Here is a 26,080-nt window from a genome sequence, read left to right as displayed (position 1 = left end):
CGCCGGCCCGGCCGCCGTCGCGGAGCCGGTCGTCGGCGTCAGGGGGTGGTGGCGCCGAGGGCGGCGAAGACGATCACGTTGTCGCGGTAGCCGTCGCCGTCGCGCGGGCCGCCGCAGGTGATGAGCCGCAACTCCGGGCGGTCCACGTTTCCGTAGACGTCGTCGGTCGGGAAGCGCGCCTTGGCCACCGTCCGTACGGAGGTGACGGCGAACTGCGCCTGTGTGCCGTTCTCCAGGCGGGCGACGATCGTCTCGCCGGTCCGCAGCCGGTCCAGGTGACGGAAGACCCCGTCGCCGTAGGGACCGACCGTGACATGGCCGAGGACGACCGACGGTCCGAGCTGCCCCGGTGTGGGGGAGTGCCGGTACCAGCCCGCCCGGTCGTGTGCGGTGACCGGGGGCACCTCCACGGTGCCGTCCCGTTCCAGCCCCAGGCTCAGCAACGGGGTGTCGACCCCGATGGCCGGGATCAGAAGCCGGACCGGGACCGAACGCCCCAGTGGACGCGGGGAGTCGGCGGCGCCCGGGGTGCTCGGCGTGCGGTCGGCCGTGTCCGGGGCCGCGGGGTGGGCGGTCGCGGTCACGGACCGGCCGCCGACCGCGCGTTGGCAGCCCGTGAGCAGCGCGGTCAGCGCCGCGGTGCCGAACGCGCGCCTGGAGAGCGGTGTCATGCGCCGGTCGCCCGGCGGCGGCGGACGGCGAGGACGGCCCCGCCGGCCGCGACCAGCGCGATGCCGGCGCCGCCGCCGATGAGGCCGTTCCGCGAACCGGAGTCCTGGGCGGGGGTGGTCACACCCGTGTCGGGCGCGCCGGCCGGCACCGCGCGGACCTGGTCACCGGCCCGGGCACGGGTCGGTTCGGCGATCGGCGCGGGGGTTGCCGAGCCGGCCTCGGAGGGGGTGGTGGCCGTGGAGGGGACCGGGGAGGGAGCGGCCCCGTCGGCGAAGGCGGGTGCGGTTCCCGCCAGCACGGCGGTGCAGGCGGCTGCCGCGACGGTGAGGATGGTTCGGCGCATCGGATCGCTCTCTTTCGTCGGCGCCCGCCCGCCGGTCGGCGGGCGGTGGCGGATCGAGCGGAGAGACGAGGCAGGGCAGGGGCAGGTTGTAAAGGGATGGCAAAGTCGTGTGGGGTCCCGGCTCCGGACGGCGGGTCCGGTGGGATGCGGATGCGGCGGCGTCACGCGCGTTCCGCGCGCCGGTGGTGTGCCCGCGCCTTTGCGCGCAGGTCCGCGCTCACCAGGACGTCCGCGGCCGTGCACGCCAGCGCGCCGGTCACCGCGACGAGCGTGTCGCGGGCCCGCGGGGAGGCGCCGGCCACGGCGAACTCCGGGGTGTGGTCGGATCCGTCGTCCATGATCGCGACGAAGGGGTGGATGGCGGGCACGCGCGCGCTGACGTTGCCGATGTCCGACGACCCCAGGTGGATGCCCGGCACGGGCGGTGTCAGCGTGATCCCGGCCCGTGACAGGTGCTCGGCGAACCGTTCGGACAGGACGCCGCTGTCACGGAAGTGCTCGTAGCGGACCGTCGTGCGCTCCACCTCGGCCCCGGTGCCCGTGGCCAGGGCGACGCCCTCGGCGCAGGCACGCAGTTGCCCGGTCAGGTCCCCCAGCGCTCGGGTCGTCGCCGCGCGCAGGCCGAACAGCCCCTCCGCGTACTCCGGGACGATGTTGGTGGCCGTGCCTCCGTCGGTGACGATGCCCTGGATGTGGGAGGCCTCCGGCAGGCGCCGGCCCAGCGCGGTCAGCACGCTGAACAGCTCCATGAGCGCCAGGAGCGCGTCGACGCCCTCGGTCGGATTGCCGGTGGGGTGCGCGGCGCGGCCGTGGAAGGCCACCCGGTACTGCACCGACGCGGTCAGCGGCGCCCGCGTCCAGCTGTACACCCCCGGGTGGAACATCAGCGCGGCGTCGACGCCGTCGAACACACCGGCCTCCACCTCCAGGACCTTGCCGCCGCCGCGCTCCTCGGCCGGGGTGCCCACCGCCGTCACGCACCCCGCCGAGCCGTCGAGCACCGTGTCCAGCGCGAGCGCCGCCCCCAGGCCGGCGGCCGCGATCAGGTGGTGACCGCAGGCGTGCCCGAGGCCGGGCAGCGCGTCGTACTCCAGCAGCAGCGCCACGGCGGGGCGGCCGTGACCCGAGCGGGCGGTGAAGGCGGTGGGCAGGCCGGCCACCCCGCGCTCCACCGCGAAACCGGCCTTCTCCAGCTCGCCCGTCAGCAGGGCGGCGGCCCGATGCTCGGCGAAGGCGCATTCGGGGTCGGCGTGCAGCCCGAGGGCGACCTCCCACAGCATGTCCGCCCGTGCGGCGATCTCCGCGCGAAGCCTGTCGTGGAGGCCGGCGCTCACGTCGTCGCGTCCTGCGTGACCGACGGCAGCCGGGCCGGCGGCGCGCACATGACCGCGATGGCCGCGGCGTCGTCGGCGAGCCGGCCCCCCACGTACGCGAGGAGGTCGCCGCGCAGACGCCGGAGCACCTCCTCGGGTGTGCCGTCGCCCCACGCGGCGAGACGCTCGGGCAGCAGGTAGAAGGCGCCGGAACGGTCACGGGCCTCGATCACGCCGTCGGTGTACAGCAGCAGCAGGTCACCCTCCTCGAAGGTGAACTCGTCGAGGGCGTACTCGCCGCTGTTGAACTCGCCGAGCCCGAGCGGCGGCGCGGACCGGCTGCGGTCGAGCTGCGCCACGGTGCCGTGACGCAGCATCAGCGGCGGGGGGTGCCCGCAGTTGACCACCTCGACGCAGCCGCCGTGGTCGGGTACGTCCAGGAGCACCGCCGTGACGAAGCGCTCCTCGCCGTTGTCCTGGCCGCTGTGCGGATCCCATCTGACGCTGCCGTCCAGGTGTTCCGCGAGGGCCGGCAGGCTCTCCTGGCGGTGGGCGAACCCGTAGAAGGACCCGAGCAGCATCGCGGCGTCCCCGACCGCCGCCAGCCCCTTGCCCCGGACGTCGCCGATGAGAAGCCGGGTGCTGGTGCGGGTGCGCGCCGCGGCGTACAGGTCTCCGCCGATCTGCGCCTCGGCTTCGGCGGCGAGGTAGACCGACGCGACCGTCAGCGGCCCGATGCGGTCCGGCAGCGGCCGCAGCAGGACCTTCTGCGCGGTCTCGGACACGGAGCGGACCTGGCTCAGCACGCGCCGGTGCCGGTCGCGTACGGCCGTGAAGACGACCACCACGATGGCACCGGCGGCCAGCGCGGCGATCTCCCCGTCCCGGCTCGAGACCCCCACCGTGTGCTGCAACGAGGCCACCAGGAGCCGGGCACCCACGGCCAGGACGCTGACCAGTGCGGTGAGCTTGGGCCCGGCGAACGCGGCGGTGACGGCGGGTGCCGCCATCAGCAGTGGTCCGAGTTCCACGTACGGCGGAGTCAGCGCGTCCGCGAGGGCGATCAGCGCGATCATCACGAACGGCAGGGCCACCAGGGCACGCCTCGGTTGTCCCCGCACCGTCGCAGCCACTTTCCAGTGATCCAGAAGCCAGGACATGGGCTGAGCCGCCGTTCGGATCCGTAAATGACCCATACCCGACCATAGTGACAAGGATTGCGTGGGGGTGGGCGGAGGAAGAACGGACCCGGGCACCGGGCACCGGGGGTCTGGCCGCGAGCCGACGCGAACGGGATCATGTCGCCATGACTGATCACCTCCGTCCCACCCCGCCGGCCGTGGTGCGGCTCACGCGCTACGCACAGGCCGAGCAGAAGGAGATCCTCGGCGAGGGCGCGGATCCCTTCGGCGTCGCCTACGCCGGACTCACCTGGCTGCCCAAGGAGCACCACTTCGGCGTCAGGCTGGGAGACCGCCTCGTGGCCCATGCCGGGCTGCTCAGGCTGCCCCTGTCGATCGGCGGCGACAGCACGGAAGCGGTGGGCGTCGGCGGAGTGGCCGTCGCACCGGACGTGCGGGGGCACGGACTGGCGCGCCGGGTGATCGCGGCGGCCCTGGACCACGCGCGGACGCTGGGACCTCGGCACGGACTGCTCTTCTGCCGGCAGCCTCTCGTCCCGTTCTACGAACGGCTCGGCTGGCGGGCCCTGGACCAGGACGTGCACGTCGAGCAACCCGGCGGGACCGTGCTGATGCCGCTGCGGACCATGGTCACGCCACTGCACGACGGGGCGGGTTGGCCCACCGGCCCGGTACGTCTGCTGTCGTTCCCCATGTGACGGCGCCCGACGTCGCCTCGCCCGGCGGACGTGCCGTGCGGCCCGTGGCCGGTGGGTCCAAGCTGGAGGGAGATCTGCGAGGGAGTGGCCATGCGGGTGGGAGTGCTGACCGGAGGCGGCGACTGCCCCGGTCTGAACGCGGTGATCCGCAGTGTCGTACGCAAGGGTGTGCAGGAGTACGCCTGGGAGTTCGTCGGGATCGCGGACGGCTGGGGCGGCGCCGTCAAGAACATGACCCGTCCCCTGGACGTCGCGGCCGTGCGCGGGATCCTGCCGCTCGGCGGCACGATCCTCGGCTCCTCCCGCACCAACCCGCTCCGGCTCGACGACGGCGTCGACCGCGTCCGCGAGACCCTCCGCTCGCACGGGATTGACGCACTCGTCGTCATCGGCGGAGAGGACACGCTCAGTGTCGCGAGCGCGCTGTCCGACGCGGGGGTCGACCTGGTCGGCGTGCCCAAGACCATCGACAACGACGTGGGCGGCACCGACTACACCTTCGGCTTCGACACCGCGGTCGGCATCGCGACCGAGGCCATCGACCGCCTGCACACCACCGCCGAGTCGCACAAGCGCACGCTGGTCGTCGAGGTGATGGGGCGCCACTCCGGATGGATCGCCCTGCACGCGGGCGTCGCGGGCGGCGCCAACGCCATCCTCATCCCGGAGGTGGAGTTCGACGTCGACCGGGTGCGCGCCTGGGTGGAGCGGCGTTTCGAGATCAACTACGCGCCGATCGTCGTCGTCGCGGAGGGGGCGGTCCCGCGGGCCGGGCAGATGGTGGTCAAGGACGAGTCGCGCGACGAGTTCGGGCACGTGCGGCTGTCCGGCATCGGCGACTGGCTGGCCCGGGAGCTGGAGAGCCGTACCCGCAAGGAGGCGCGCACGACGGTCCTCGGCCACGTCCAGCGGGGCGGTACGCCGTCCGCCTACGACCGGTGGCTCGCCACCCGCTTCGGACTGCACGCGGTGGACGCCCTCAGGGACGGCGCCTTCGGCACGATGGTGGCGCTGCGCGGCACGGACGTCGTACGCGTCCCGCTCGCGGACGTGACGGGCACGAACAAGCTGGTCCCCATGGAGCTGTACGAGGAGTTCGACGTGTTCTTCGGCACCTGACGCCCGGTCACCCGTGGGGCACGACGGCCACCGGGCAGCGGGCGTGGTGCAGGACGGCGTGGGCCACGGGACCCAGCCGCTGCTCGGCCGCCCGCAGGCTCGCACGCCGGCCGACGACGAGCAGGCCGGCCCGCCGCGAGGCGTGCACCAGCGCGTAGGCCGGGTGCAGCAGGACGACGTCGGGCAGCACGGGGACGTCCGGACACCGCTCCCGCGGGCCCCGGAGCACGTCGGACAGCCGCTGGACCTCCTCGTCCTCCCATGCCGCCCGGTCCTCCTCGGGCACCGCGAGCGCGGTCCACGGCGGGGCCCCGGCGAGCGCCCAGGCGTGCACGGCACGCACCCGTGCCGCACGGAGCCGGGCGGCGCCGAAGGCGAAGTCCACAGGGGACGCGGCCGCCGTGCGGGTGTCGACACCCACGGCCACCTCCGCCTCGTGCCGTGCGGTGGCGGGAGGTCGGGGCACGACCACCACGGGACAGGGCGCGCGGCTCGCCGCCGCCAGCGCCGTCGAACCCACCACGAGGCCGTCGAATCCGCCGTCCCCCCGAGCGCCGACGACGAGGAGTTCGGCCGTCCGGGCGGCGGAGAGCAAGGCGGCCGGCGCGGAGCCGGTCACCTGCACGCGGCTCATCGCCACACCGGGACGCCCCGCGGCGAGAGAGGCCTCGGCACGCCCCAGCACCTCCTCGCCGGACCGCTGCCAGGAGAGGGCCACGGGCGGTTCGGCGAGGCCGTCGGCGGGGGCCGGCGCGGCGTGCACCAGACGCAGCTCCAGACCGCGGCGGTCCGCCTCCTCGGCCGCCCACTCGCCCGCGACGAGGCTCTCCCGGGACGCGTCGACGCCGGCCACGAGGAATCGGGTCATCCGGTCCTCCCCTGCGCGACAGAGGACCATTGTGGACGGGCCGCGGCGGCGCCACCAGCCGAACCTGCCGGGCTCCCGGTGCCCTCCCCTGCCGGGGCCGTTAATGTGGCTGGCAGGTGGGTGAAACGGCTTTCGGTGGTACGCGGGGGTTTGGAGGGTCGCCGGTGGGTGGTTCCGGGGAGTCAGGGGAGGCCCGTGTGCGGCTGCCGCAGTTGCGCTTGGACGAGCTCCTGGGGGAGTTGCAGGCGCGCCTGGACGCGGCGCGGGGCACCCGGGACCGGGTGCACAGTCTGCTGGAGGCGGTGCTCGCGGTCGGCCGGGAGCTGGACCTGGAGCAGGTGCTGTACAGCATCGTGGACGCCGCGGCGACGCTGGTGGACGCCGAGTACGCGGCGCTGGGCGTGATCGGTCCGGACGGCAGGCGGTTGTCGGCGTTCCACACGGTCGGGGTGGGCGAGGAGCGGATCACGCAGATCGGCGCGTACCCCGAAGGGCACGGGATCCTGGGGGAGCTGATCCGGCACCCGGAACCGCTGCGGCTGTCGAAGCTGTCGGAGCATCCGGCGTCGTACGGCTTCCCGGAGCACCATCCGCCGATGAACACGTTCCTCGGCGTTCCGATCCGGGTACGGGACCAGGTCTTCGGCAATCTGTACCTGACCGAGAAGCGCGGCGGGCTGGAGTTCGACGAGGACGACGAGTCGGTCCTTGCCACGCTGGCGGTGGCGGCGGGCGTGGCGATCGACAACGCGCGGCTGTACGAGGAGTCGCGGCTGCGGGAGCGCTGGCTGCGGGCCATGGCGGAGATCACGCAGAGCCTGATGTCGGGCGCCGACCAGGCGGAGGTCCTGGGGCTGATCGCCGAGCGCGCGCGGGAGATCACGGGGGCGGCGCTGGCGGCGATGTCGACGCCGGTGAAGGGGACCGGCACGCTGAGCGTGGAGCTGGCGATCGGCCGCGAGTCGGAGGCGCACCGGGGGCTGGTGCTGCCGGTGGAGGGCACGCTGACCGGGGAGGCGTTCGCCGGCGGGGTACCGGTGAGCAGCCCGGACATCGCGCGGGACCCGCGGGTGACGGCGGGGCCGCCGCGGTTCGCGGGCCTGGGTCCCGCGGTGGCCGTGCCCGTCGGGGATCCGGGCGATCCCGTGCGCGGAGTGGTCCTGCTCGTGCGGGAGGCCGGCGGGACCGACTTCTCCGCCAAGGAACTGGAGCTGCTGAAGGGGTTCGCGGCGCAGGCCGCCGTGGCGATGGAGCTCGCGGGACGGCGGCGGGACGCGGAGCAGATCGCGCTGCTCGAGGACCGTGACCGGATCGCCAGGGACCTGCACGACCTGGCCATCCAGCGGTTGTTCGCGACGGGCATGACGTTGCAGAGCGCGGGCCGGTTCATCGACCATCCGGGGGCCAAGGAGCGGGTGCTGCGGGCGGTCGACGACCTGGACGAGACCATCAAGATCATCAGATCGACGATCTTCGGTCTGCGGGCGCACGACGAGGAGGCGGGCGCCGGACTGCGGACGCGGGCGGTGCAGGTGGTCGGGGAGGCCGCGCCGGTGCTCGGGTTCGCGCCCGGTGTGCGGATGGAGGGGCTGCTGGACACCCATGTGCCCCGGGAGACCGCGGACGAGGTGGTGGCGGTCCTGTCGGAGGCACTGACGAACGTGGCCCGGCACGCGCACGCCGACCGCGCGGAGGTGGTGCTGGAGACCGACGGCCGGAGCGTGCGGCTGACGGTCACCGACAACGGCGTGGGGATTCCCGCCGACGGGCGCCGCAGCGGTCTGGCCAACATGGCCGAGCGGGCCCGCAGGCTGGGCGGCAGCCTGGAATGGACCACACCCGAGGGCGGCGGCACCCGGCTGGTCTGGCACGCGCCGGTGGGCACCGCGGAGGGCCCACGGCCCTCACCGGGGGACTGAACGGGGCCCGGTCGGAGGCCGACCGGGCTTCACCGCTCGGAGTGTTCGGGGCGGGCGCGCGGGACGGGTCAGCGTTGTTGGTGTTGTTGGTGTCGTTGGTCGTACTCCTGGCGCACCACGACCACCGGGCAGGCCGCGTGCTGGGCGCAGCGCTGGCTGACCGAGCCCAGCATCGCGCGGGCGAAGCCGCCGCGGCCCCGGCTGCCCACGACGAGGACGTCCGCCCCCTGCGAGGCGCGGACCAGCACCTCCGAAGGATCGCCCTCGACCAGGTACTCCACCAGATGCGCGGGCCGGTCGTCCGCGAAGACGCTGCGCAGCGCCTCCGTGAAGCGCTCCCGGGCCTGCTCCAGGTCGAACTCGGGATCGATCGCGGGTCCGGCCCAGCCGATGGCCGACGGGGTGTCCCAGGAGTGGATCGCCTCCACGACACCACCGACGAGCCGGGCGTATCCCGCGGCCCAGCGCAGCGCCGCGTACGAGGACGGCGAACCGTCCACGCCCACGACCACCCGGCGGCGTGGTTCAGAGGGTTGCATGGCCACCTCCCTGAGCAGTAGTCGTCCCTGGCGTCCTTGACGCGCCTCTGTGTCCTCACGTCCACGCTGCCCGGCCCGACGCGACTCTGCCAGCCAGGAGGAGGGTCCCCGGTCAGGGGCCGGTCGGCCCTGGCGCGGGACCAGCGGCCCATGGCCGCCCCACCGGGTGGCAGGGACGCTCGGAAGAGGATCACCGACGCACCGACGCACCGACGCACCGACGCACCGGTGCACCGGTGCATCCGTCGCGGAAGCGTCGCAGGACCACGAGCACAGCCCACCGAACACCACAGCCCACCGAACACCACAGGACCCCGTTCTTCTCGCAGAGGGAGGATGAGAACCCTCGGACAGGAAGGATGAGAACCATGGATCTGCCGCTGGTCGTCGGAGTCGACGGTTCCGAATCCAGTCTGCGGGCCGCCGACTGGGCCGCCGACGAGGCTGCCCTGCGCGCGGTGCCGCTGCGGCTGGTGTACGCCTCGCTCTGGGAACGCTACGAGGGCGCCGCACTCGCGGCGGAACTCGGCAAGCCGGACGGCCAGGTGGAGGCCGAGGAGGTCGTCGCGGCCGCCGCCCGGCGCGCCCGCGCCCGCCACCCCGACCTGCCGATCAGCAGGGCCGCGCTGCCCGAGGCGCCCGAGTACGCGCTGGTGCGGGAGGGCAAGAACGCCTCCGCCCTGGTCGTGGGCGCCCGCGGCCGCGGCGCGGTCGTCGACCTGCTGCTCGGTTCCGTCAGCCTGTTCGTGGCCGCCCACGCCGACTGCCCCGTGATCGTGATCCGCGGCAACCACGACAACCAGGCCCGGACCCCGAGGCACGGCCGCATCGTCGTCGGCGTCGGGGACGGATCCGCGGCAGCGGTGCGCTTCGCCGCCGAGGAGGCCCTGCGTCGCGGGGCCGAACTGGAGGCCGTACGGGCCTGGCGGTGCCCCGCTCACGAGGCCCTGGACCATCCGCTGATCAGCGGGGAGCCCGAACGGGTGTACGAGGAATGGGCCTCCGACGCCCTGGAGTCGGCGCTGCGGGACCTACCACCGGAGGTGAAGGTGCGCCGGCGCACCGAGGAGGGGCCGGCCCGCCGAGTGCTGCTGGCCGCCGCGCCGGGCGCCGACCTGCTCGTGGTCGGGGTCCGGCGCAGGCCGGGACGGTTCGGGCTCCAGCTCGGCCGGGTCGCCCACACCGCCCTGCACCACTCGGCCTGCCCGGTGGCCGTCGTGCCCGAACGAGCGTGACGTCACAGGTCCGCCGTGTGATCGGGGACGTGGGTCTGAAGATCGCGCGGCGGCCGCTCGTAGCCGGTCGGCGTCGGCCGCTCGGGCAACCGGAGCACCGTCGGTGAGACGTCGTGGTACGGCACGGTGCCGAGCAAGTGGGCGATCATGTTCAGCCGGGCGCGGCGCTTGTCGTCGCTCTCCACGACGTACCACGGCGCCTCGGGGATGTCCGTGTGCACCATCATCTCGTCCTTGGCCCGCGAGTACGCCTCCCAGTGGGTGATGGACTCCAGGTCCATCGCCGACAGCTTCCAGCGCCGCAGCGGGTCCTCCAGCCGGCGCAGGAAGCGCTCCTGCTGCACGGCGTCACTCACCGAGAACCAGTACTTGCGCAGCAGGACCCCGTCCTCCACCAGCATCCGCTCGAAGACGGGGCACTGGCGCAGGAACCGCTGGTACTCCTCCTGGGTGCAGAAGCCCATCACGTGCTCGACCCCGGCCCGGTTGTACCAGGACCGGTCGAACAGCACGATCTCCCCGGCGGCCGGCAACTGCTCGACATACCGCTGGAAGTACCACTGGGTGCGCTGGCGCTCGGTCGGCGCGGGCAGTGCCACGATCCGGGCGATGCGCGGGTTGAGGTGCTCGGTCACCCGCTTGATGGTGCCGCCCTTGCCGGCCGCGTCCCGCCCCTCGAACACCACGACCAGCCGGGCCCCGGTGACCCGCACCCACTCCTGGAGCCTCACCAACTCCGTCTGGAGGCGGAGCAGTTCACTCTCGTAGGTCTTGCGCGGCAGCGCCGCCCTGTTGTCGGCCGTCACAGCAGGACACCGTACTTTCCGACGGACGTCGGCGCACCCGGGCGGACGCGAGGACGAAGAACCGCGAGGACGCGGCACACCGTGCCGCTCACGCCGACGTCAGCGGCCTCGACGACCCTTCCGGCAGGGCGAGATGGGTGGTGAACCAGTCCCGGGCCAGGTCCGCCACCGTCTCCGTCGCGTCCGGTTCGGTGAACAGGTCGGTGGCGCCGGGGACAGGAACGACGCGGTGGTCGCAGCGCATCCAGTCCGCCGCCAGCCGGTTGAGGCCCAGCAGTCGTGTGTCGCGGGCGCCGACGACGAACAGGCAGGGGGCGCTCACCCGGGCCAGCGCCGCGGGCGGCGTCAGGTCGGGGCGGCCGCCGAGACAGACCACGGCGCGGACCTCGTCGTCCGCGGCGGCCTCCAGCACGGCGCCTGCGCCCGTACCCGCCCCGCAGAGGCTCACGGGCAGGCCGGTCTCCCGGCGCAGCCAGTCGGTGGCGGCCCGCAGGCGCCGGGCCAGCAGCACGATGTCGAAGGCGTTGTGCGGGGTGCGCTCCTCGTCCTCGGTGAGCAGGTCGATCAGCAGCGTGCCGAGGCCCGCCCGGTGCAGGGCGGCGGCGACGCACTGGTGCGGCGGGCGATGCCGGCCGCCGGCGCAGCCGAGGGCGTAGGCCACCACCACCGGGGGCGTGGAGGGCAGGCCGAGCCGCGCGGCAAGCCGCACCGGACCGGCCGGCACCTCCATCTCCCGGTCCGGCGAGCCGGATTCCGGGGGGGACGGGGGCAGCGGTGCCGTGGCGCTCGTGCCGGTCGGCTGGGCCTCGGACAGCAGGGTGGCGACTTCCGAGTCGGTGACCTGCCCGAAGTCCGCGTACCAGGCCCCGACGGAACCGAGGTGGCGCAGCGGCTGGAGGCAGACGACCTCGTCGGCCACCGTGCGCAGGTGCGGCAGCGCCGCCTCCGTTCCGACCGGGACCGCGAGGATCACCCGCTCGGCACCGCGGGTCCGCGCCACCCGGCAGGCGGCCTCGGCGGCCGCGCCGGTCCACAGCGCGTCGTTCACCACGAGCGCGGTCCGGCCCGCCACGGGCAGGGGCGGCCGGTCGTCGCGAAGGTGCCGCAGCAGCCGCTCCAACTCGGCCCGCTCGGCGTCTTCGACGGTCTCCCGCTCGGCGGGAGCCAGCCCACTCTCGCTCAGGACCGCCTGGTCGACGACGCGTACCCCGTGCTCACCGAGGGCGCCGAAACCGAGTTCCGGCTGCCAGGGCACGCGGAGCTTGCGCACCACGGCCAGGTCGAGCGGAGCGCCCAGGTGCCGGGCCACCTCGAAGGCCACCGGGACGCCGCCCCGGGGCACCGCGAGCACCACCGGGTCCTCGTCGCGCAGGTACTCCAGGCACCGGGCCAGGCGTCGCCCGGCGTCGGCGCGGTTCTCGTAGCGCATGCGCCGCCACCTCCTTGTGCGTCATTCCGGCGGCGCGGCGGCAGGCCGCCTCGACTCCATTCGAACGCTTCCCGGACGCGACCGCCTCCGGGGCCGGACGTCCCGGCGGGGCGGGTCAGCCCGTCCTCTGGTTCCAGCGCGGGCCGACGCGGTCCCACTCCGCGCCCCACAGGTCGCGGCGGCGCCGGTCCAGCCGCCGTCGGACCAGGGCCGTCGTCCCGTAGACCAGGCCGCCGAGGACGAACGCCGCCGAGGTGCCGAACAGGGCGGCCTGCGCGGTCGCCTCCGCCGGGCCGGGCGGCTCGGTGGTCAGGCGGCCCCGGCCGTCCTGCCAGACGGTGACCGTCGCCCCGGCCGGCAGGTCCGTGCTCACCAGGCTCTGCCCGGTACGGACGGAACCGTCGGGGCCGGTCCAGCGGACCGTCACCGGTGCCCGGTAGGTCACGTCCCCCGCCGACGTGATCTCCGGGGCGGCCGTGAGCAGCACGGCCCGGACGGGCTGCCGGTCGGCGTGCTGCCGGGCGAGCTCCTGGCCCGCGGCGTGCGCCGCCACCGTCCCGACGACGGCGCCGCCGACCACGATCACCACCCACATCACCAGGATGGCCCATGCCTCGACGACGTCCTCGTGCCGACGCAGCGGATTGCGGCGCCACCGCCACCCCCACAGCCTCCGCCGCACGCGCCCGTGGCCCGTCCTGCCGCTCACCGGTCGCCGCCTCCCTTTTGCCGCCTTTTCGATTCTTTTTCGCTTTTCGGTCATCGCTGACCCGCGGAGACCACTCCCCGCCGGGGTTCCGGCCCGGCGGCCGGGACCGGGGCCGGGGCCTCCTCGAACTCCGGCAGCACCTGGAAGACACCGCTCAGACCGGTGTGGCGCAGGATCCGCCGGAACGACGCACTGCCGCTGACCAGCCGCAGCCGGCCACCGCGGGCCGCGACCCGGTTGCGGACCCGGCACAGCAGGCCCAGCCCGGCGCAGTCGATGAAGGGCACCGGGCGCAGGTCGAGCACCAGGTCCGGCCGGGGCACGTCGGTCAGCGCGTCGAGGCGGGCGACGAGGGACAGCCTGGTGACGAGGTCGACGTCGCCGCTCAGTGTCACGACGGTCGCGGTGCCGACCACGCGTTCCGCGTGGCTCACGGCGGGCCCGGTGGGGGGTTCGGACATGTCGTCAGCCAAGCCGTCCGGCGCGGTGCGGGGAAGGGCCGTTCGGTCCTCCCCGCGGTGGCCGAAGAGCCCGCGGTCGCCCCGCCCCGTGGGAACGCGCCCCGCGGGCGGCCGATGGGGCCGACCGGCCCATGCGAAACCTCGGACCGTCGGAGAAGCTGAAGGCGTGGGCGGTCCCGGTGCCGCGCCGCAGCGCGGGCCGCGCTCGCCGGCCGTGAACCGTCGGGTGCCGGCCGTCCGACCGAGCAGGCCGTCCGAAGGCCGTGCGTCGCAGCGGGCCGTCCGTCCGCGAAGGTCACCCGTCCCGGAACGAAGAGGGTGAGGTTCGGCATGAAAGGCTACGTCTTCCACGGCCCCGGGCAGTCCGCCTGGCAGGAGGTCCCCGACCCGGACCTCGAGGAGGCCACCGACGCGGTCGTGCGCGTCGACGCCGTGACCATCTGCGGGACCGACCTGCACATCCTCAAGGGCGACGTGCCCGAGGTCCGCCCCGGCACCGTGCTGGGGCACGAGGCCGTCGGCGAGATCGTCGAGATCGGCGCCGACGTGCGCAGCGTACGGCCCGGCGACCGGGTCCTCGTCTCCTGCATCACCTCCTGCGGCCGGTGCCGCTTCTGCCGCGAGGCCATGTACAGCCAGTGCCGCGGCGGCGGGGGCTGGATCCTCGGCCACCTGATCGACGGCACCCAGGCGGAGTACGTCCGGGTGCCCTACGCGGACCTCTCCGTGCATCCGCTGCCCGCCGCGGTGACCGACGCGGACGCCGTGCTGCTGGCCGACATCTTCCCGACCGCCTACGAGGTCGGCGTGCTCAACGGGCGGGTACGGCCCGGGGACACCGTCGTCGTGGTCGGCGCCGGCCCCGTCGGACTCGCGGCGATCGCCACCGCCCGGCTGTTCGCGCCCGAGCGCGTCATCGTCGTGGACCTGTCCGCCGCCCGGCTGGAGGCCGCCCGCAAGCTCGGCGCCGAGGCCGTGGCCGACGCGCGCGAGGGCCCCGAGCAGCTGGTCGAGGACCTCACCGGCGGGCTCGGCGCGGACGTGGTCGTCGAGGCGGTGGGCGTCCCGGAGACCTTCGAACTGTGCACGCGCATGGTCCGGCCCGGAGGCCACGTGGCCAACGTGGGAGTGCACGGCGGACCCGCCACCCTGCACCTGGAGGACCTGTGGAGCAGGAACGTGACCATCACCACGGGCCTGGTCGACACCCGCTCCACGCCGACACTGCTGCGGATGGCGGCGGCCGGCCGGCTCCCCGCCTCCCAACTGGTCACCCACACGTTCCCGCTGGAACGCATGGAGGAGGCCTACGACGTCTTCGCCCATGCCGCCGAGACGGGGGCGCTGAAGGTCGTGCTCGGTGGTCCGCGGCGCGAGGTCGTCCCGGTGCCCGCGGCCTGACGGGCCGGGCGACCGGCCGGGTGACGGGCGCGGGAACGAGCCCCGGGACGGGGACACGCGAGAGGCGCAGGAGACACGCGGGAGACGTGGCGCGGAACGGCCGCACGCGCTCCGCCAGGCGGAAAGACGGATGACTGATGTATCGCAACGACGGGTTCCGCGAGCTCGGGCGGCAGGAGTGCCTGCGGCTGCTGGCCAAGGCGCCGGTGGGCCGTATCGTCCATACGCGGCACGCCCTGCCCGCGGTGCTCCCGGTCAACTTCGCCCTGGACGACGACGGCGCGGTGCTGCTGTGCACCTCGGCCACCTCCGAACTGGTCCGCGCGATCGACGGCGCGGTGGTCGCCTTCGAGGCCGACGAGGTGGACGCGGTCGCCCACTCCGGCTGGAGCGTCGTGGTCACCGGCCCGGCCTCGCGGGTGACCGACCCCGCCGAGCACCGGCGACTGGTCCACAGCGGCCCGCGCTCCTGGGTGCCCTCGCCGCAGGTGGTCTTCGTCCGCATCGAACCGGAACTGGTCACGGGCCGGGAACTCGTCGGCGGCCGCAGCATGTACGGCCTGGACCCCTTCGTCTGACCGTCGAGCCCCCTCTTCGAGCCCGCTCTTCGGGCTTCCCTCTTCGAGCTTCGAGTCCGCGCCGGAGGACGCCATGCAGGGTTCCCAGTACACCGTCGGCGACGTGATGACCCCGACCGTCGTCGCCCTGGCCGGTGGAGCGATGTTCAAGGAGATCGTGCGGACCATGGAGCAGTGGGGCGTCAGCGCGATGCCCGTGCTGGACGGCCGGGGCCGGGTGCTCGGCGTCGTCTCCGAGGCCGACCTGCTGCGCAAGGAGGAACTGCGCGACAACGACCCGGCCCTGCCGGGCGGGCCGCCGCGGCCCGTGGCCGGCTCGCGCTCGGCCAAGGCCCGGGCGGTGACCGCCGAGGAGCTGATGAACACCCCGGCCGTCACCGTCGACCCCGCCGCCCCCCTGGGCCGGGCCGCACGCCTCATGGCCCGGCACGGCGTCAAACGCCTGCCGGTCGTCGGCGACGACGGCGTGCTCGTCGGCATCGTCAGCCGCTCCGACCTGCTCAAGGTGTTCCTCCGCGGCGACGACGACATCGCCGGGGAGGTCCGCCGCCGGGTCGTCGCCGCCGGGTTCCTGACGGAGTCGGTGGGCGTGGCGGTGCGCGAGGGCGTGGTCACTCTCACCGGCCGGGTCCCGGACGCCTCCCGGGTACCGCTCGCCATCCGCCTGGCGCGCGGCGTCGAGGGCGTGGTGGACGTCCGGTGCGACCTCACGGGACCACGCCGCCGTCCCCTTCTGGAACCCGATCTCGCCGACGAGCGGTCCCCGTCGCGCGCCCCGGGGACCGGACCCGAGACCTGACGGCGCGCGGACCGGGCCGCCCGCCGCCGCGGTGGGGGCCGGACGGCCTTCGGACGGACCGGACCGCTCTCGCGCCGTGCCGTGCCGGATGCGACGGTGAAAGCGGGACGCGCTGTCGCAGGAGGTGGCAGCCCGGGGTGGAAGGCGGTGGGGTCGGTGGAACTGCCCCTGGTGGTAGGTGTCGACGGGTCGGACCCGAGCCTGGCGGCGGTGGACTGGGCGGTGGCCGAGGCCGCCCGGTTCGGGCTGCCGCTGCGCCTGGTGTACGCGTCCCTGTGGGAGCGGTACGAGGGCGCGGCGCCGTCGGGGACCGTGGGGCGCCCCTCGGAGCAGGTGATGGCGGAGCACATCGTCGGCTCCGCGGCGGAGCGGGCCCAGCGGCACGACCCGGGGGTGAAGGTGTCCACCGAGATCCTTCCGCAGGAGGCGGTCTCCGCGCTGCTGGACGAGGCCGCCAACGCCTCCCTGCTGGTCACCGGCTCTCGCGGCCGGGGCCAGCTGAAGGGGCTGCTGCTGGGTTCGGTCGGCCTGGCCGTGGCGGCCCGGGCGCACTGCCCGGTGGTCGTGGTCCGCGGCGACCGGGCGGGCCTGGCCGGCACCCACGAGCGGATCCTGCTCGCCGCCGGTGACCCCGACACCGGGCACGAGGCCGTGCGGTTCGCGTTCCGGGAGGCCGAGGCGCGCGGCTGCGTCCTCGACGTCGTACGGACCTGGCGGCGCCCCGTGCACGAGGGCGTCGGCAACCCGCAGCTCGCCGACGAGCCGGCCCGCCGGCACGAGGAGCGGGCCGCCGCCGTGCTGGAGGAGCTGCTGCGCGAGCCGGCGCCCGAGCACCAGGCGGTGCGGGTGCGTCCCGCGACGGTCGAGGGCCCGGCGCACCGGGTGCTCGTGGACCGCTCGGCCGCCGCCGACCTGGTGATCGTCGGGGTGCGGCGCAGGGAGGGCCACTTCGGTCTCCAGCTGGGCCGGACGGCCCACACCCTTCTGCACCACGCGCACTGCCCGGTGGCCGTCGTACCGCAGCGGACGTGACCGCGCGGTGGCGGCGACGGCGCGCACCTGGGCGTACGACGGCTACGACCCCGCGCAGGAGCGGCTGAGGGAGGCCCTGTGCACCCTGGGCAACGGCCGCTTCGCCACGCGCGGAGCCCTGCCGGAGTGCGCCGCGGACGAAGTGCACTACCCGGGCACCTACCTGGCCGGCTGCTACAGCCGGATCGTCTCCCACGTCGCGGGCCGCCAGGTCGAGAACGAGGACCTGGTCAACCTGCCCGACTGGCTGCCGTTGCGCTTCCGCCTCGCGGGCGGGGCCTGGATCACCCCGGACACGACGCCGGTCCTCGAGCACCACCAGGTCCTGCACCTGGATCCGGGCGTGCTGGAGCGCCGCACCCGGTACGGGCTCGGCGACGGGCGGACGCTGACCGTGCGCCAGCAGCGGATCGTGCACATGGCCGACCCGTATCTGGCGGCCCTGCGCACCGAGTTCACCGTCGAGAGCGGCCCGGCGGACCTGGAGGTGGAGGCGGCGCTCGACGGCGGCGTGACGAACGCCGGGGTACGCCGCTACCAGGACCTGGACGGCCGCCACCTCACCCAGGTGCACACCGGCACCGCGACCCCGGACACGGTGTGGCTGCGCTGCCGGACCCGGACCTCCGACGTCCGGATCGGCCTGGCCGCCCGGCTGACCGCCGACCGGTCGGCAGGACGGGTCGGCGCCCGGCACGAGCACCCGCGCGCGATCCAGGAGGTACGTCTGAGTCTGGCGCCCGGCCTGACCGCCACCCTGGACAAGACCGCCGCCCTGCACACCTCCCGCGACCTGGCGATCAGCGACCCGCTGGACGCCGCGATCGACCGGGTGGTCGCGGCGCCCGGCTTCGCCGAACTGCTGGAGGGCCACCGGACGACCTGGGGGCGGCTGTGGCGCCGGGCCGCCATCGACGTCCCCGGGGAGCCGGGACGCATCCTGTGCCTGCACCTCTTCCACGTGCTCCAGACCCTCTCCCCGCACACCGCCGACCTGGACGTCGGCGTACCGGCCCGCGGACTGCACGGCGAGGCCTACCGCGGTCACGTCTTCTGGGACGAGCTGTTCGTCCTGCCGTATCTGAACCTGCACTTCCCCGAGGTCTCCCGCGCCCTGCTGCACTACCGGCACCGGCGCCTGGAGCGGGCCTGCTCGGCGGCGCGCGCGGTCGGTCGGCGCGGCGCGATGTTCCCGTGGCAGAGCGGCAGCGACGGCCGGGAGGAGACCCAGCGGCTGCACCTCAACCCCCGCTCGGGCCGCTGGCTGCCGGACCACTCCCACCTCCAGCACCACGTCGGCTCGGCGGTCGCCTACAACGTGTGGCGGTACTGCGAGGCGAGCGGCGACGCGGAGTTCCTGCACACCAGGGGCGCCGAGACGCTGTTCCAGATCGCCCGCTTCTGGGCCGACTCGGCCACCTGGGACGAACGTCTGGGACACCACCGCATCCTTGGCGTCATGGGCCCCGACGAGTACCACGACGCCTACCCGGACGCCGAGCGGCCCGGTCTCGACGACAACGCCTACACCAACGTCACGGCGGCCTGGGTGCTCGACCGCGCGCTCCAGGTGCTGCGCCTCCTGCCCGAGCCGCGTCGCCGTGAACTCGTCGAGCGCACCGGCGTGGACGGCGCCGAGCTCGACCAGTGGGAGCACGTCTCCCGCACGCTGCACGTGCCTTTCCACGACGGCGTCATCAGCCAGTTCGAGGGGTACGCCGACCTGGCCGAGTTCGACTGGGCCGGCTACCGCGCACGCTACGGCGACATCCGCCGCCTGGACCGGATCCTGGAGGCCGAGGGCGACAGCGTCAACCGCTACAAGGCGTCCAAGCAGGCCGACGTGCTCATGCTCGGCTACCTCTTCTCCCCGGCCGAACTGTGCGTGCTTCTCGGCCGCCTGGGCCACCCTTTCGACGAGGACCTGTGGCGGCGCACGGTCGACTACTACCTGGCCCGCACCTGCCACGGCTCCACCCTCAGCGGGCTGGTGCACGGCTGGGTCCTGGCCCGCGCCCGCCGTGCCGAGGCGTGGACCTACGTCCAGGAGGCGCTGCGCAGCGACATCGCCGACGTCCAGGGCGGCACCACCGGCGAGGGCATCCACCTCGGCGCCATGGGCGGCACCCTCGACCTCGTGCAGCGCGGACTGACCGGTCTGGAGACCCGTGAGGGCGCGCTGTGGCTCGACCCCGCCCCGCTGCCGGAGCTGTCCTCCTACGGCGTCTCGATCCGCTACCGGGGTCACTGGGGCGTGCGGCTGCGGCTGGAGCACGGCCTGATCCGGATCGCCGTGCCCGACTCCGCGAGCTCGCCGATCGACGTGCGCCTGGCCGACCGCGCCGTGAGCGTCCAGCCGGGCGAGACGTGCGCCCTGGTGCTGCCCGACTGAACCACGTTCCGGGACCGTCCCGCACCGCTGTCGCGGAACCGCGCGGAAATACCCCGGGGGGTACTCGTGCTACTGTCGGTGTAGATACCCCCGGGGGTAATTCTTCGCTAGGAAGGGAGCGTCCTGTGTTCTTCGTCGAGACCATCGAGCTGGCAGGGCTCGGCAACCGCAGCTACCTGGCCGGAGGCGAGCGCACCGCCGTGGCGGTCGACCCGCCCAGGGACGTCGACCGGGTGCTGGCGGCGGCGGCCCGGCGCGCAGTGCGCATCGCGTACGTCGTCGAGACGCACGTGCACAACGACTACGTCTCCGGCGGCCTGGAGCTCGCCCGCCTGACCGGGGCCGACTACCTCGTCCCGGAAGGCGCCCGCGTCGGTTTCGCGCGCACCCCCGTCCGCGACGGCGACACCGTGACCGTCGACGACGACGCCCGGCTGACCCTGCACGCCCTGGCCACCCCGGGGCACACCCCCCACCACACCTCGTACGTCCTCCGGGAGGCCGGCAGCGCCCTCGCCGTGTTCACCGGCGGCTCGCTGCTGATCGGCACCGTCGGCCGTCCCGACCTGGTCGAACCGAGGCTGACCGAGGGCCTGGCCCGCGCCCAGCACGCCTCCGCCCACCGGCTCGCCGACGCACTGCCCGACGCCACCGCGGTACTGCCCACCCACGGCTTCGGCAGCTTCTGCTCCTCCGGCCAGACGCAGGGCGACAGCACGACCATCGGCCGGGAGCGCGTGGTCAACGACGCGCTCACCCGCGACGTCGACACCTTCGTCGCCGACCTGCTCGCGAGCCTGGACGACATCCCCGCGTACTACACGCACATGGGGCCGGCCAACGCCGCCGGACCCGCCCCCGTCGACCTCACCCCGCCCGCCCTCGCCGACCCCGAGGAGATAGCCGCCCGGCTGGCCGCGGGGGAGTGGGTCGTCGACCTGCGCAACCGGGTGGCCTTCGCCGAAGGGCACGTGGCGGGCTCGTTCAACTTCGAGGCCGAGGGCCAGCTCGCCACCTACCTGGCCTGGCTGGTGCCCTGGGGCAAGCCGGTGACACTGCTCGCCGCGACGGCCGCGCAACTGGCCGACGCGCAGCGCGAGCTGGCCAGGGTCGGCATCGACCGCCCGGCCGCCGCGGCCACCGGCGGGCCGACCGCCTGGCTCCGCCCGGGCGAGGAGCCCGCCTCCTTCCCGCGGGCCACCTTCGCGGACCTCGCCGAGCGGCATCCCGCACAGGGCGTCGTCGTCCTCGACGTGCGGCGCGACTCCGAACGGGCCGGGGGCTTCGTCGAGGGCTCGGTGCACATCCCGGTCCACCAACTGCACCGGCGGACCGACGAGGTCCCCGACGGCCAGGTGTGGGTGCACTGCGCGGGCGGCATGCGCGCCGCCGTGGCCGCCTCCCTGCTCGACGCGGTGGGCCGTGACGTGGTCGCGGTGGACGACGGGTTCGAGTCCGCGGAGAAGGCCGGACTCACCGTGCGGACCGAAGGGGAGGAACCGTGCCGATGAGTCCGCCGCGCCACGGTCCCACCCGTGTCACCGCGGTGGAGGCCGCCGCACGCACGGGCCACGCCCCGGCCGGCGGCACACACAGCGGCGGAACCGGCGGCGCCGTGCTCGTGGACGTGCGGGAAGCACGGGAATGGCGCGCGGGACACGCTCCCGGCGCGCTGCACCTGCCCCTGGGCGCTCTCGCCTCGGGAGCCGAGGTGCCGCCCGAGGCGCGCGGGCGGCTCCTGGTCGTCGTCTGCCGCTCCGGCGTCCGCTCCCAGCGGGCCGCGGAACTGCTGACCGCCCGGGGCGCCGACGCCGTCGACGTGATCGGCGGGATGCGGGACTGGGTACGGGCCGGACTTCCGGTGGTCGACCAGTGCGGTGGGGACGGCACGATCGCGTGAGTACTCTGCTCCTCGCCCTGACCGCCGGGGCCGTCATCGGCCTGGCGCTGGGCGCGCTCGGGGGCGGCGGCAGCGTCCTGGCCGTCCCCGCCCTGATCTACCTGCTCGGCTTCACCCCGGTCGCGGCCACCACCGCGAGCCTGGTCATCGTCACCGTCACCTCGGCCACCGCGCTGGTCGCACACGCCCGCGACGGCCAGGTGCGCTGGCGTACCGGTCTGCTGTTCGCCGCCGCGGGCGTCGGCCCGGCCATGCTGGGCGGCGCGATCGCCGGACGGATCCCGGACGCCGTGCTGACCGCCGCCTTCGCGCTGGTCGCGGCGCTCGCCGCGGCCCGGATGCTGCGCCGGCGCCCGGCGTCCGAGGCGGACCGTCCGGTCCGGCCGGGCCGGGCGGCGGCCGCCGGCGCCGGACTCGGCGCGGTCACCGGCGTGCTCGGCGTCGGCGGCGGCTTCCTCGCCGTGCCCGCCCTGGTGGGCGTGCTCTCCCTGCGCATGCGCGCGGCCGTGGGCACCAGCCTGCTGGTCATCACCGTCAACTCGCTGGCCGCGCTGGCGCTGCGGGCCGGTACGGTCGACGGGCTGGACTGGGCGGTGATCGCGCCGTTCGCCGGTGCCGCGGTGCTCGCGGCGTGGGACGGCAGGCGGCTGGCCGCCAAGGTGTCCGGGACGGCGTTGCAGCGGATCTTCGCCCTGGTGCTGCTGGCGGTGGCGGTGCTCATGCTCACCGACGCGGTCACCTGATGCGCGCCGACCGACCGGACCTCCGTACCGGTACGGGGGCGGGCCGCCGCCCTCAGGCCAGCGACAGGAACAGCTTCTCCATACGGGCCCGCATCTGCGCGGGGTCCTGGCCGTTCGTCCGCCCCGCCTCGATGTCGGCCACGCACTTCTGCAGGCCCGTGGCGATGATGGCGAAACCGGCGCGGTCCAGGGCGCGGGAGGCGGCGGCGAGTTGCGTCACGACCTCCTCGCAGTCCCGCCCCTCCTCGATCATCCGGATCACCCCGGAGATCTGGCCCTGCGCCCGGCGCAACCGGTTCAGCACGGCCTTGAGATCCGCGCCCTCGAGCTCCAGTTCCACGATCACTCCTCGCAAAATACCCCTGGGGGTACTGTACGTCCGTCTTCACGACGCCGTCGACCACCCCACCTGCACCTACCGGAAAGGACCCGTTCTGCCGTGACCGTTCCCTCCACCCCCGTCTCCCTGCCCGTCGAGGACGCGCGCACCCGGCTCGACGAGCTGACCGTCATCGACGTGCGCACGCCCGGCGAGTATGCCTCGGGACACCTCCCCGGCGCTCTCAACATCCCGCTGGACCGCGTCCAGCAGGCGCTGCCCGAGATCCGGCACGCGGCGGGGCGCGGCGAGATCCTCGTCGTCTGCGCCTCGGGTGCCCGCTCGGCCAAGGCCTGCGTGTACCTGGCCCGGCACGGCGTCGGCTCCGCCACCCTCGTCGGGGGCACCGGGGCCTGGGCGTCAGCGGGTCACGAGCTGCACCGGCCGACCGCCTGCGAGACCTCGGCCGGCTGGAGCATGGAACGCCAAGTGCGATTCACCGCCGGAACGTTGGTGCTGCTCGGCGTGGTGCTCGGAGCGTTCGTCCACCCGGCCTTCCTGATCCTGTCGGCGGGTGTGGCGGGCGGACTGGTCTTCTCCGCGCTCACCGACACCTGCGGCATGGCCGTCCTGCTCGCGAAACTCCCCCACAACCGGCCGCGCCCGGCCCGGCTCGACGCGACGCTCGAGACGCTGCGCAGCCGGTGAGACCGGCCGGGCGGCCGGCCGGTTCGCTCACCGCCACCGGCCGCCCCGGTCCACCGGCTCCCACCTCGGGCGTCCCCGGCGACGGCGCCCGCCGGCTCGTCGGACGCGCGCCGCGCGCCTCCCGTGCGGCGCGGACTCATTCGTCGGGGCCCTCCTCGTGTTCCAGCAGGTGTCCCATGCGGTCGCAGAACAGATGGCCGACCAGCGCGCCGCCGTAGACGACGAACCCCGCGCCGACCAGCCAGGACTCCACCACCAGGATGGTGCCGATGGCGCCGTAGCTGAACGCGTTGGTCACGATCAGCGGGGTGAACACCAGGAACGAGAAGGCCCGCAGGCCCACCAGGCCCACCATGGTGGCGACGGCGCCGGGGAACAGGAGCCGCCAGCGGACCTGGTGGCCGAGCAGGAAGTGCGGGCCCCACCAGAAGAACAGCACGCCGATGCCCACGCTCAGCACCATGCGGTAGGTGCCGTCGAACACGGTGCGGGTGAGCACCTGCACGTACAGGTACACCATGAGCGCGATCAGCCAGACGGCCTGCCGCCAGATCCGGTGCCACGGCCCGGCGGGCAGCCGCCACACCCGCTCGAAGCCGTTCTGCACGCTCGACGCGAAGGACACGCCGAACACCGCCAGCAGCACCAGACCCCACACGCTGGTGCTGCCCGCCACCTTTCGGGCCGGGCTGAAGACCTCCGAGAGCACGTCGGCGGACCGGCCGGACAGGTCCATGCCGTCCACCAGCCACAACGCGAAGCCGCCGTGGTGCAGCGGATCGAGCGCGGCCACCACGATCAGCAACGGGGCCAGGGTGACCAGGGAGAGCGTCGCGAACCCCATCGCCCGGTGCATGAGCTCCAGCCGCTTGCCACGCCGGTAGAGCTCAGCGGCCCACCCCAGGTGTGTCGTCGGGCGGTCGGCGGACTCCCGCTCGCTCAACTCGGCCGCCGTGAGCGCCCGTCCCGGTGCCCGGTGCCGCCCGGCGCCGGAGGGGACGGGGTGGGGCGTGACATGGCGACGACGTCTCCTCTCCGGGTCCCGCGTGACCGGCGCGCGGCCCGCGCATACCCATCATCGCGACCGGCCCGCCCGGCCGCACCCGGGCAGGCCGGAAGGTGACGACGGACGGCGTCCTAGGGTGGGCGTTCCCGGCGCACCGCCACCATGGTCACGTCGTCGCCCAGTCCTCGGCCCACGTACCGCCGCAGGTCGGTGTGGATGGCCTCGACCAGCGCCTGCGGCCTGAGCCGGGTCCAGCCGGGAAGCCGTTCGGCAAGGGGGTAGAAGTCGCCGTACTGGTCGCGGGCCTCGATGACACCGTCGGTGTAGAGGAGCAGCGTGGCGCCGGACGGGAAGTCCACCTCGTCCACGTGCGGGTGGGCGCGGCCGAGATCGCCCAGCCCGAGGGGCGGCGCGGGGGACGTGGGATCGAGGGCGACGACCCGCCCGCCGTCGATGAGGAGGGGAGGCGGATGGCCGAGGTTGGCCACGAGCGTGGGGCCGTCACCGCTCTCCGGGATCTCCAGGACCACGGCGGTGACGAACTCCTCCAGGGCGAAGGGCGTGCCGGGAGCGTCCGGCCGCGCCGCCACCGCGTCCCGCAGGTCCGTTCTGAAGTCCTCCTCGAGATCGGCGACCATGGCGGACAGGGGACCGCGCCGGCGCAGGGACCTGCGGAAGGCGCTCAGCACGTAACTCGCGGTCTCCAGCGCCGCCAGTCCCTTGCCGTGGGCGTCGCCGACCAGGATCCGCACGCACCCTCCCAGGTCCGCGACCGCGTACAGGTCCCCGCCGACGGCGGCGTCCTCGTCGGCCGCCAGATAGACCGAGGCCAGCGCCAGACCACCCAGGCGCGGCGGCAGCGGCTTCAGCAGCACGCGCTGGGTCACCTCGGCGATCGCGCGGGTGCGCGCCAGTTCGCTCTCTCTGCGCCCGCGGATCCAGCTGGCCCCCACGGCGCCCAGGCTGATCAGCACCAGCGTCGTGAGCTGGACGTAGAAGTTCGTCCAGCCCACCAGCAGGTTCACCTTCGCCGAGAGCACCACGCAGGCGACGGTCACCGTGGTGACGGCCAGCACACCGGACGGTGAGCAGAACGCCGCCGCCAGAGCGGGCGCACCCACGGTCAGGGGGGCCAGCCTGATGCCGGGCCCGATGGCCTTGTCCACCACCAGCAGCACGACGGGCAGCAGCATCAGCCCCCCGGCGATGACCCGAGGGTGGGACCACATCACGGTCCAGTGCTCCGGGCCGCGGCTTCGACCGTGCAACGAGACCACCACCTCCTGGCGGCCCGCCGTTCCTCCCGCCACCGTGCGGCCACGGGATCAGGCCGGCCGCGTCGAGCCCCTCACCACACCGGCACTTCCATCGTCGCGCCGCCGCCGTGAACAGGCACACCGGGAGCACGGCCGCCTCCTGCACACCCTGCCGCCGACATGCCCGGGCCCCCCTCGCCCGTGGACGAGGAGGGCCGTCCTTCGCCGGTGGTGCCGCAGAGCCTCAGCGCCTCCTGGTGCAGACCCAGTGCGACGAGACCCAGACCCGTTTGCCGTGGCGGTGCGTGAAGTGTCCCCCGACCTTGTGACAGTGGCGCGCGGTCGAGTACGAGGTGGTGCTCTTGGCGGGGGCCGCGGACGCGGGGGCCGCGGAGGCCATGGCCGCTCCGCCCATCATGACGCCCGCGGCGAGGCCGGTGGCCAGTGCGCGTGTGATGCGTTGTCGCATAACTGGCTCCCTTTCCCTTGGGAAACAGGTACGTCGCCCATTTTCACCACCCCTGGGGGAGTCTGCATCAGGGCTGGTGGGCGGACCGGAGCGGTCCACGAGTCCGTCCCGGACCGTACAAAGCCGGGCGACGGATCGCCATACTGGACAAGGGGCTCCCCGCGGACCCGGCCCGCGCCGGGACGGGGCCAGGGGGGTCCGCGCGGCGGGCCACGGCCCGGAGA

General features: G+C 74.4%; 27 protein-coding genes. 13 read left to right on the top strand and 14 right to left on the bottom strand.

The window, feature by feature from the left end:
• Positions 1-38 precede the first annotated feature (38 nt).
• The 4 genes from ACTYVM_RS22825 to ACTYVM_RS22810 form a co-directional block, all read right to left on the bottom strand.
• Complete coding sequence (locus tag ACTYVM_RS22825) at positions 39-671, bottom strand: class F sortase (RefSeq protein ID WP_445527724.1); 633 nt, start codon at positions 669-671, stop codon at positions 39-41.
• Positions 668-1,015, bottom strand: coding sequence for a sortase-dependent protein (locus tag ACTYVM_RS22820; protein WP_445527723.1), 348 nt, complete (start codon positions 1,013-1,015; stop codon positions 668-670). Before ACTYVM_RS22820 ends, ACTYVM_RS22825 begins: the two co-directional genes overlap by 4 nt.
• Before the next feature lie 161 nt (positions 1,016-1,176).
• Positions 1,177-2,295 (bottom strand): amidohydrolase, encoded by a 1,119-nt coding sequence (locus tag ACTYVM_RS22815; protein ID WP_445527780.1) that lies wholly within the window; start codon positions 2,293-2,295, stop codon positions 1,177-1,179.
• A gap of 50 nt (positions 2,296-2,345) precedes the next feature.
• Positions 2,346-3,422, bottom strand: coding sequence for a PP2C family protein-serine/threonine phosphatase (locus ACTYVM_RS22810; RefSeq protein ID WP_445527722.1), 1,077 nt, complete (start codon positions 3,420-3,422; stop codon positions 2,346-2,348).
• A gap of 212 nt (positions 3,423-3,634) precedes the next feature.
• Here ACTYVM_RS22810 and ACTYVM_RS22805 point away from each other — a divergent pair, with 212 nt between their 5' ends.
• Together ACTYVM_RS22805 and ACTYVM_RS22800 are read left to right on the top strand one after the other, a co-directional pair.
• A complete protein-coding gene (locus tag ACTYVM_RS22805; RefSeq protein ID WP_445527721.1) occupies positions 3,635-4,168 on the top strand; it encodes a GNAT family N-acetyltransferase in 534 nt (177 codons plus the stop codon).
• A gap of 90 nt (positions 4,169-4,258) precedes the next feature.
• Entirely contained in the window at positions 4,259-5,287 is a 1,029-nt protein-coding gene (locus ACTYVM_RS22800; RefSeq protein WP_445527720.1) for a 6-phosphofructokinase, read from the top strand.
• Between the two features lie 7 nt (positions 5,288-5,294).
• On the opposite strand, the gene ACTYVM_RS22795 is transcribed toward ACTYVM_RS22800, so the two are convergent.
• Positions 5,295-6,155, bottom strand: a complete 861-nt coding sequence (locus tag ACTYVM_RS22795; RefSeq protein ID WP_445527719.1) for a universal stress protein — start codon at positions 6,153-6,155, stop codon at positions 5,295-5,297.
• 164 nt (positions 6,156-6,319) lie between these two features.
• Between ACTYVM_RS22795 and ACTYVM_RS22790 the strand changes: the two genes are divergently transcribed.
• Positions 6,320-8,074, top strand: a complete 1,755-nt coding sequence (locus ACTYVM_RS22790; RefSeq protein WP_445527718.1) for a sensor histidine kinase — start codon at positions 6,320-6,322, stop codon at positions 8,072-8,074.
• 68 nt (positions 8,075-8,142) lie between these two features.
• On the opposite strand, the gene ACTYVM_RS22785 is transcribed toward ACTYVM_RS22790, so the two are convergent.
• The gene (locus ACTYVM_RS22785; RefSeq protein ID WP_445527717.1) at positions 8,143-8,613 is read right to left on the bottom strand and encodes a universal stress protein; all 471 of its coding nucleotides are present in this window, start codon (positions 8,611-8,613) and stop codon (positions 8,143-8,145) included.
• A 368-nt stretch (positions 8,614-8,981) separates the two neighbouring features.
• Between ACTYVM_RS22785 and ACTYVM_RS22780 the strand changes: the two genes are divergently transcribed.
• Positions 8,982-9,848 (top strand): universal stress protein, encoded by an 867-nt coding sequence (locus ACTYVM_RS22780; RefSeq protein ID WP_445527716.1) that lies wholly within the window; start codon positions 8,982-8,984, stop codon positions 9,846-9,848.
• A gap of 2 nt (positions 9,849-9,850) precedes the next feature.
• Here the strand turns inward: ACTYVM_RS22780 and ppk2 are convergent, their stop codons facing one another.
• From ppk2 to ACTYVM_RS22760, 4 genes are all read right to left on the bottom strand, one after another.
• Complete coding sequence (gene ppk2, locus ACTYVM_RS22775; protein ID WP_445527715.1) at positions 9,851-10,654, bottom strand: polyphosphate kinase 2; 804 nt, start codon at positions 10,652-10,654, stop codon at positions 9,851-9,853.
• 88 nt (positions 10,655-10,742) lie between these two features.
• Positions 10,743-12,083 carry a phosphoribosyltransferase family protein gene (locus ACTYVM_RS22770; protein WP_445527714.1) on the bottom strand — a complete coding sequence of 447 codons (1,341 nt, stop codon included), beginning with the start codon at positions 12,081-12,083 and terminating at the stop codon, positions 10,743-10,745.
• A gap of 115 nt (positions 12,084-12,198) precedes the next feature.
• Positions 12,199-12,792 (bottom strand): Rv1733c family protein, encoded by a 594-nt coding sequence (locus tag ACTYVM_RS22765; RefSeq protein ID WP_445527713.1) that lies wholly within the window; start codon positions 12,790-12,792, stop codon positions 12,199-12,201.
• Between the two features lie 50 nt (positions 12,793-12,842).
• Positions 12,843-13,253 carry an STAS domain-containing protein gene (locus ACTYVM_RS22760; RefSeq protein ID WP_445527712.1) on the bottom strand — a complete coding sequence of 137 codons (411 nt, stop codon included), beginning with the start codon at positions 13,251-13,253 and terminating at the stop codon, positions 12,843-12,845.
• Between the two features lie 330 nt (positions 13,254-13,583).
• On the opposite strand from ACTYVM_RS22760, the gene ACTYVM_RS22755 reads away from it, so the two are divergent.
• The 8 genes from ACTYVM_RS22755 (at position 13,584) to ACTYVM_RS22720 (ending at position 22,098) form a co-directional block, all read left to right on the top strand.
• On the top strand, positions 13,584-14,654 hold the full coding sequence (locus ACTYVM_RS22755) for a zinc-dependent alcohol dehydrogenase family protein (RefSeq protein ID WP_445527711.1): 1,071 nt from the start codon (positions 13,584-13,586) through the stop codon (positions 14,652-14,654).
• A 137-nt stretch (positions 14,655-14,791) separates the two neighbouring features.
• Positions 14,792-15,232, top strand: a complete 441-nt coding sequence (locus ACTYVM_RS22750) for a pyridoxamine 5'-phosphate oxidase family protein (RefSeq protein WP_445527710.1) — start codon at positions 14,792-14,794, stop codon at positions 15,230-15,232.
• Positions 15,233-15,305: 73 nt separating this feature from the next.
• Entirely contained in the window at positions 15,306-16,031 is a 726-nt protein-coding gene (locus ACTYVM_RS22745) for a CBS domain-containing protein (protein ID WP_445527709.1), read from the top strand.
• Between the two features lie 156 nt (positions 16,032-16,187).
• Complete coding sequence (locus ACTYVM_RS22740; RefSeq protein ID WP_445527708.1) at positions 16,188-17,063, top strand: universal stress protein; 876 nt, start codon at positions 16,188-16,190, stop codon at positions 17,061-17,063.
• A 7-nt stretch (positions 17,064-17,070) separates the two neighbouring features.
• Positions 17,071-19,455: a glycoside hydrolase family 65 protein gene (locus ACTYVM_RS22735; RefSeq protein ID WP_445527707.1), complete on the top strand. Its 2,385-nt coding sequence runs from the start codon at positions 17,071-17,073 to the stop codon at positions 19,453-19,455.
• A 125-nt stretch (positions 19,456-19,580) separates the two neighbouring features.
• Positions 19,581-20,966, top strand: a complete 1,386-nt coding sequence (locus tag ACTYVM_RS22730; protein WP_445527706.1) for a rhodanese-like domain-containing protein — start codon at positions 19,581-19,583, stop codon at positions 20,964-20,966.
• Positions 20,963-21,355 (top strand): rhodanese-like domain-containing protein, encoded by a 393-nt coding sequence (locus ACTYVM_RS22725; RefSeq protein WP_445527705.1) that lies wholly within the window; start codon positions 20,963-20,965, stop codon positions 21,353-21,355. The genes ACTYVM_RS22730 and ACTYVM_RS22725 overlap by 4 nt, the downstream gene beginning before the upstream one ends.
• Positions 21,352-22,098 carry a sulfite exporter TauE/SafE family protein gene (locus ACTYVM_RS22720; RefSeq protein WP_445527704.1) on the top strand — a complete coding sequence of 249 codons (747 nt, stop codon included), beginning with the start codon at positions 21,352-21,354 and terminating at the stop codon, positions 22,096-22,098. The genes ACTYVM_RS22725 and ACTYVM_RS22720 overlap by 4 nt, the downstream gene beginning before the upstream one ends.
• Positions 22,099-22,150: 52 nt before the next feature.
• Here ACTYVM_RS22720 and ACTYVM_RS22715 read toward each other — a convergent pair whose 3' ends face one another.
• The gene (locus ACTYVM_RS22715) at positions 22,151-22,438 is read right to left on the bottom strand and encodes a metal-sensitive transcriptional regulator (RefSeq protein ID WP_100571206.1); all 288 of its coding nucleotides are present in this window, start codon (positions 22,436-22,438) and stop codon (positions 22,151-22,153) included.
• A 99-nt stretch (positions 22,439-22,537) separates the two neighbouring features.
• On the opposite strand from ACTYVM_RS22715, the gene ACTYVM_RS22710 reads away from it, so the two are divergent.
• Complete coding sequence (locus ACTYVM_RS22710) at positions 22,538-23,125, top strand: rhodanese-like domain-containing protein (RefSeq protein ID WP_445527703.1); 588 nt, start codon at positions 22,538-22,540, stop codon at positions 23,123-23,125.
• Positions 23,126-23,261: 136 nt separating this feature from the next.
• Here the strand turns inward: ACTYVM_RS22710 and ACTYVM_RS22705 are convergent, their stop codons facing one another.
• From ACTYVM_RS22705 to ACTYVM_RS22695, 3 genes are all read right to left on the bottom strand, one after another.
• Positions 23,262-24,068 carry a YhjD/YihY/BrkB family envelope integrity protein gene (locus tag ACTYVM_RS22705; protein ID WP_445527702.1) on the bottom strand — a complete coding sequence of 269 codons (807 nt, stop codon included), beginning with the start codon at positions 24,066-24,068 and terminating at the stop codon, positions 23,262-23,264.
• Positions 24,069-24,262: 194 nt separating this feature from the next.
• A complete protein-coding gene (locus ACTYVM_RS22700; RefSeq protein ID WP_445527701.1) occupies positions 24,263-25,399 on the bottom strand; it encodes a PP2C family protein-serine/threonine phosphatase in 1,137 nt (378 codons plus the stop codon).
• A 232-nt stretch (positions 25,400-25,631) separates the two neighbouring features.
• The gene (locus ACTYVM_RS22695) at positions 25,632-25,856 is read right to left on the bottom strand and encodes a hypothetical protein (protein WP_445527700.1); all 225 of its coding nucleotides are present in this window, start codon (positions 25,854-25,856) and stop codon (positions 25,632-25,634) included.
• Positions 25,857-26,080: the final 224 nt, after the last annotated feature.

The organism is Streptomyces cyslabdanicus, from assembly GCF_052663305.1.
Note: the sequence above shows the minus strand (reverse complement) of the source record. Positions and strands in the feature narration are given on the sequence as shown.

Bases quoted from the DNA above. Each gene is read 5' to 3' on its own strand.
- ACTYVM_RS22825 (WP_445527724.1), bottom strand. From the start codon at position 671: ATGACACCGCTCTCCAGGCGCGCGTTCGGCACCGCGGCGCTGACCGCG.
- ACTYVM_RS22820 (WP_445527723.1), bottom strand. From the start codon at position 1,015: ATGCGCCGAACCATCCTCACCGTCGCGGCAGCCGCCTGCACCGCCGTG.
- ACTYVM_RS22815 (WP_445527780.1), bottom strand. From the start codon at position 2,295: ATGCTGTGGGAGGTCGCCCTCGGGCTGCACGCCGACCCCGAATGCGCC.
- ACTYVM_RS22805 (WP_445527721.1), top strand. From the start codon at position 3,635: ATGACTGATCACCTCCGTCCCACCCCGCCGGCCGTGGTGCGGCTCACG.
- ACTYVM_RS22800 (WP_445527720.1), top strand. From the start codon at position 4,259: ATGCGGGTGGGAGTGCTGACCGGAGGCGGCGACTGCCCCGGTCTGAAC.
- ACTYVM_RS22795 (WP_445527719.1), bottom strand. From the start codon at position 6,155: ATGACCCGATTCCTCGTGGCCGGCGTCGACGCGTCCCGGGAGAGCCTC.
- ACTYVM_RS22785 (WP_445527717.1), bottom strand. From the start codon at position 8,613: ATGCAACCCTCTGAACCACGCCGCCGGGTGGTCGTGGGCGTGGACGGT.
- ACTYVM_RS22780 (WP_445527716.1), top strand. From the start codon at position 8,982: ATGGATCTGCCGCTGGTCGTCGGAGTCGACGGTTCCGAATCCAGTCTG.
- ACTYVM_RS22770 (WP_445527714.1), bottom strand. From the start codon at position 12,083: ATGCGCTACGAGAACCGCGCCGACGCCGGGCGACGCCTGGCCCGGTGC.
- ACTYVM_RS22760 (WP_445527712.1), bottom strand. From the start codon at position 13,253: ATGTCCGAACCCCCCACCGGGCCCGCCGTGAGCCACGCGGAACGCGTG.
- ACTYVM_RS22755 (WP_445527711.1), top strand. From the start codon at position 13,584: ATGAAAGGCTACGTCTTCCACGGCCCCGGGCAGTCCGCCTGGCAGGAG.
- ACTYVM_RS22750 (WP_445527710.1), top strand. From the start codon at position 14,792: ATGTATCGCAACGACGGGTTCCGCGAGCTCGGGCGGCAGGAGTGCCTG.
- ACTYVM_RS22745 (WP_445527709.1), top strand. From the start codon at position 15,306: ATGCAGGGTTCCCAGTACACCGTCGGCGACGTGATGACCCCGACCGTC.
- ACTYVM_RS22725 (WP_445527705.1), top strand. From the start codon at position 20,963: ATGAGTCCGCCGCGCCACGGTCCCACCCGTGTCACCGCGGTGGAGGCC.
- ACTYVM_RS22695 (WP_445527700.1), bottom strand. From the start codon at position 25,856: ATGCGACAACGCATCACACGCGCACTGGCCACCGGCCTCGCCGCGGGC.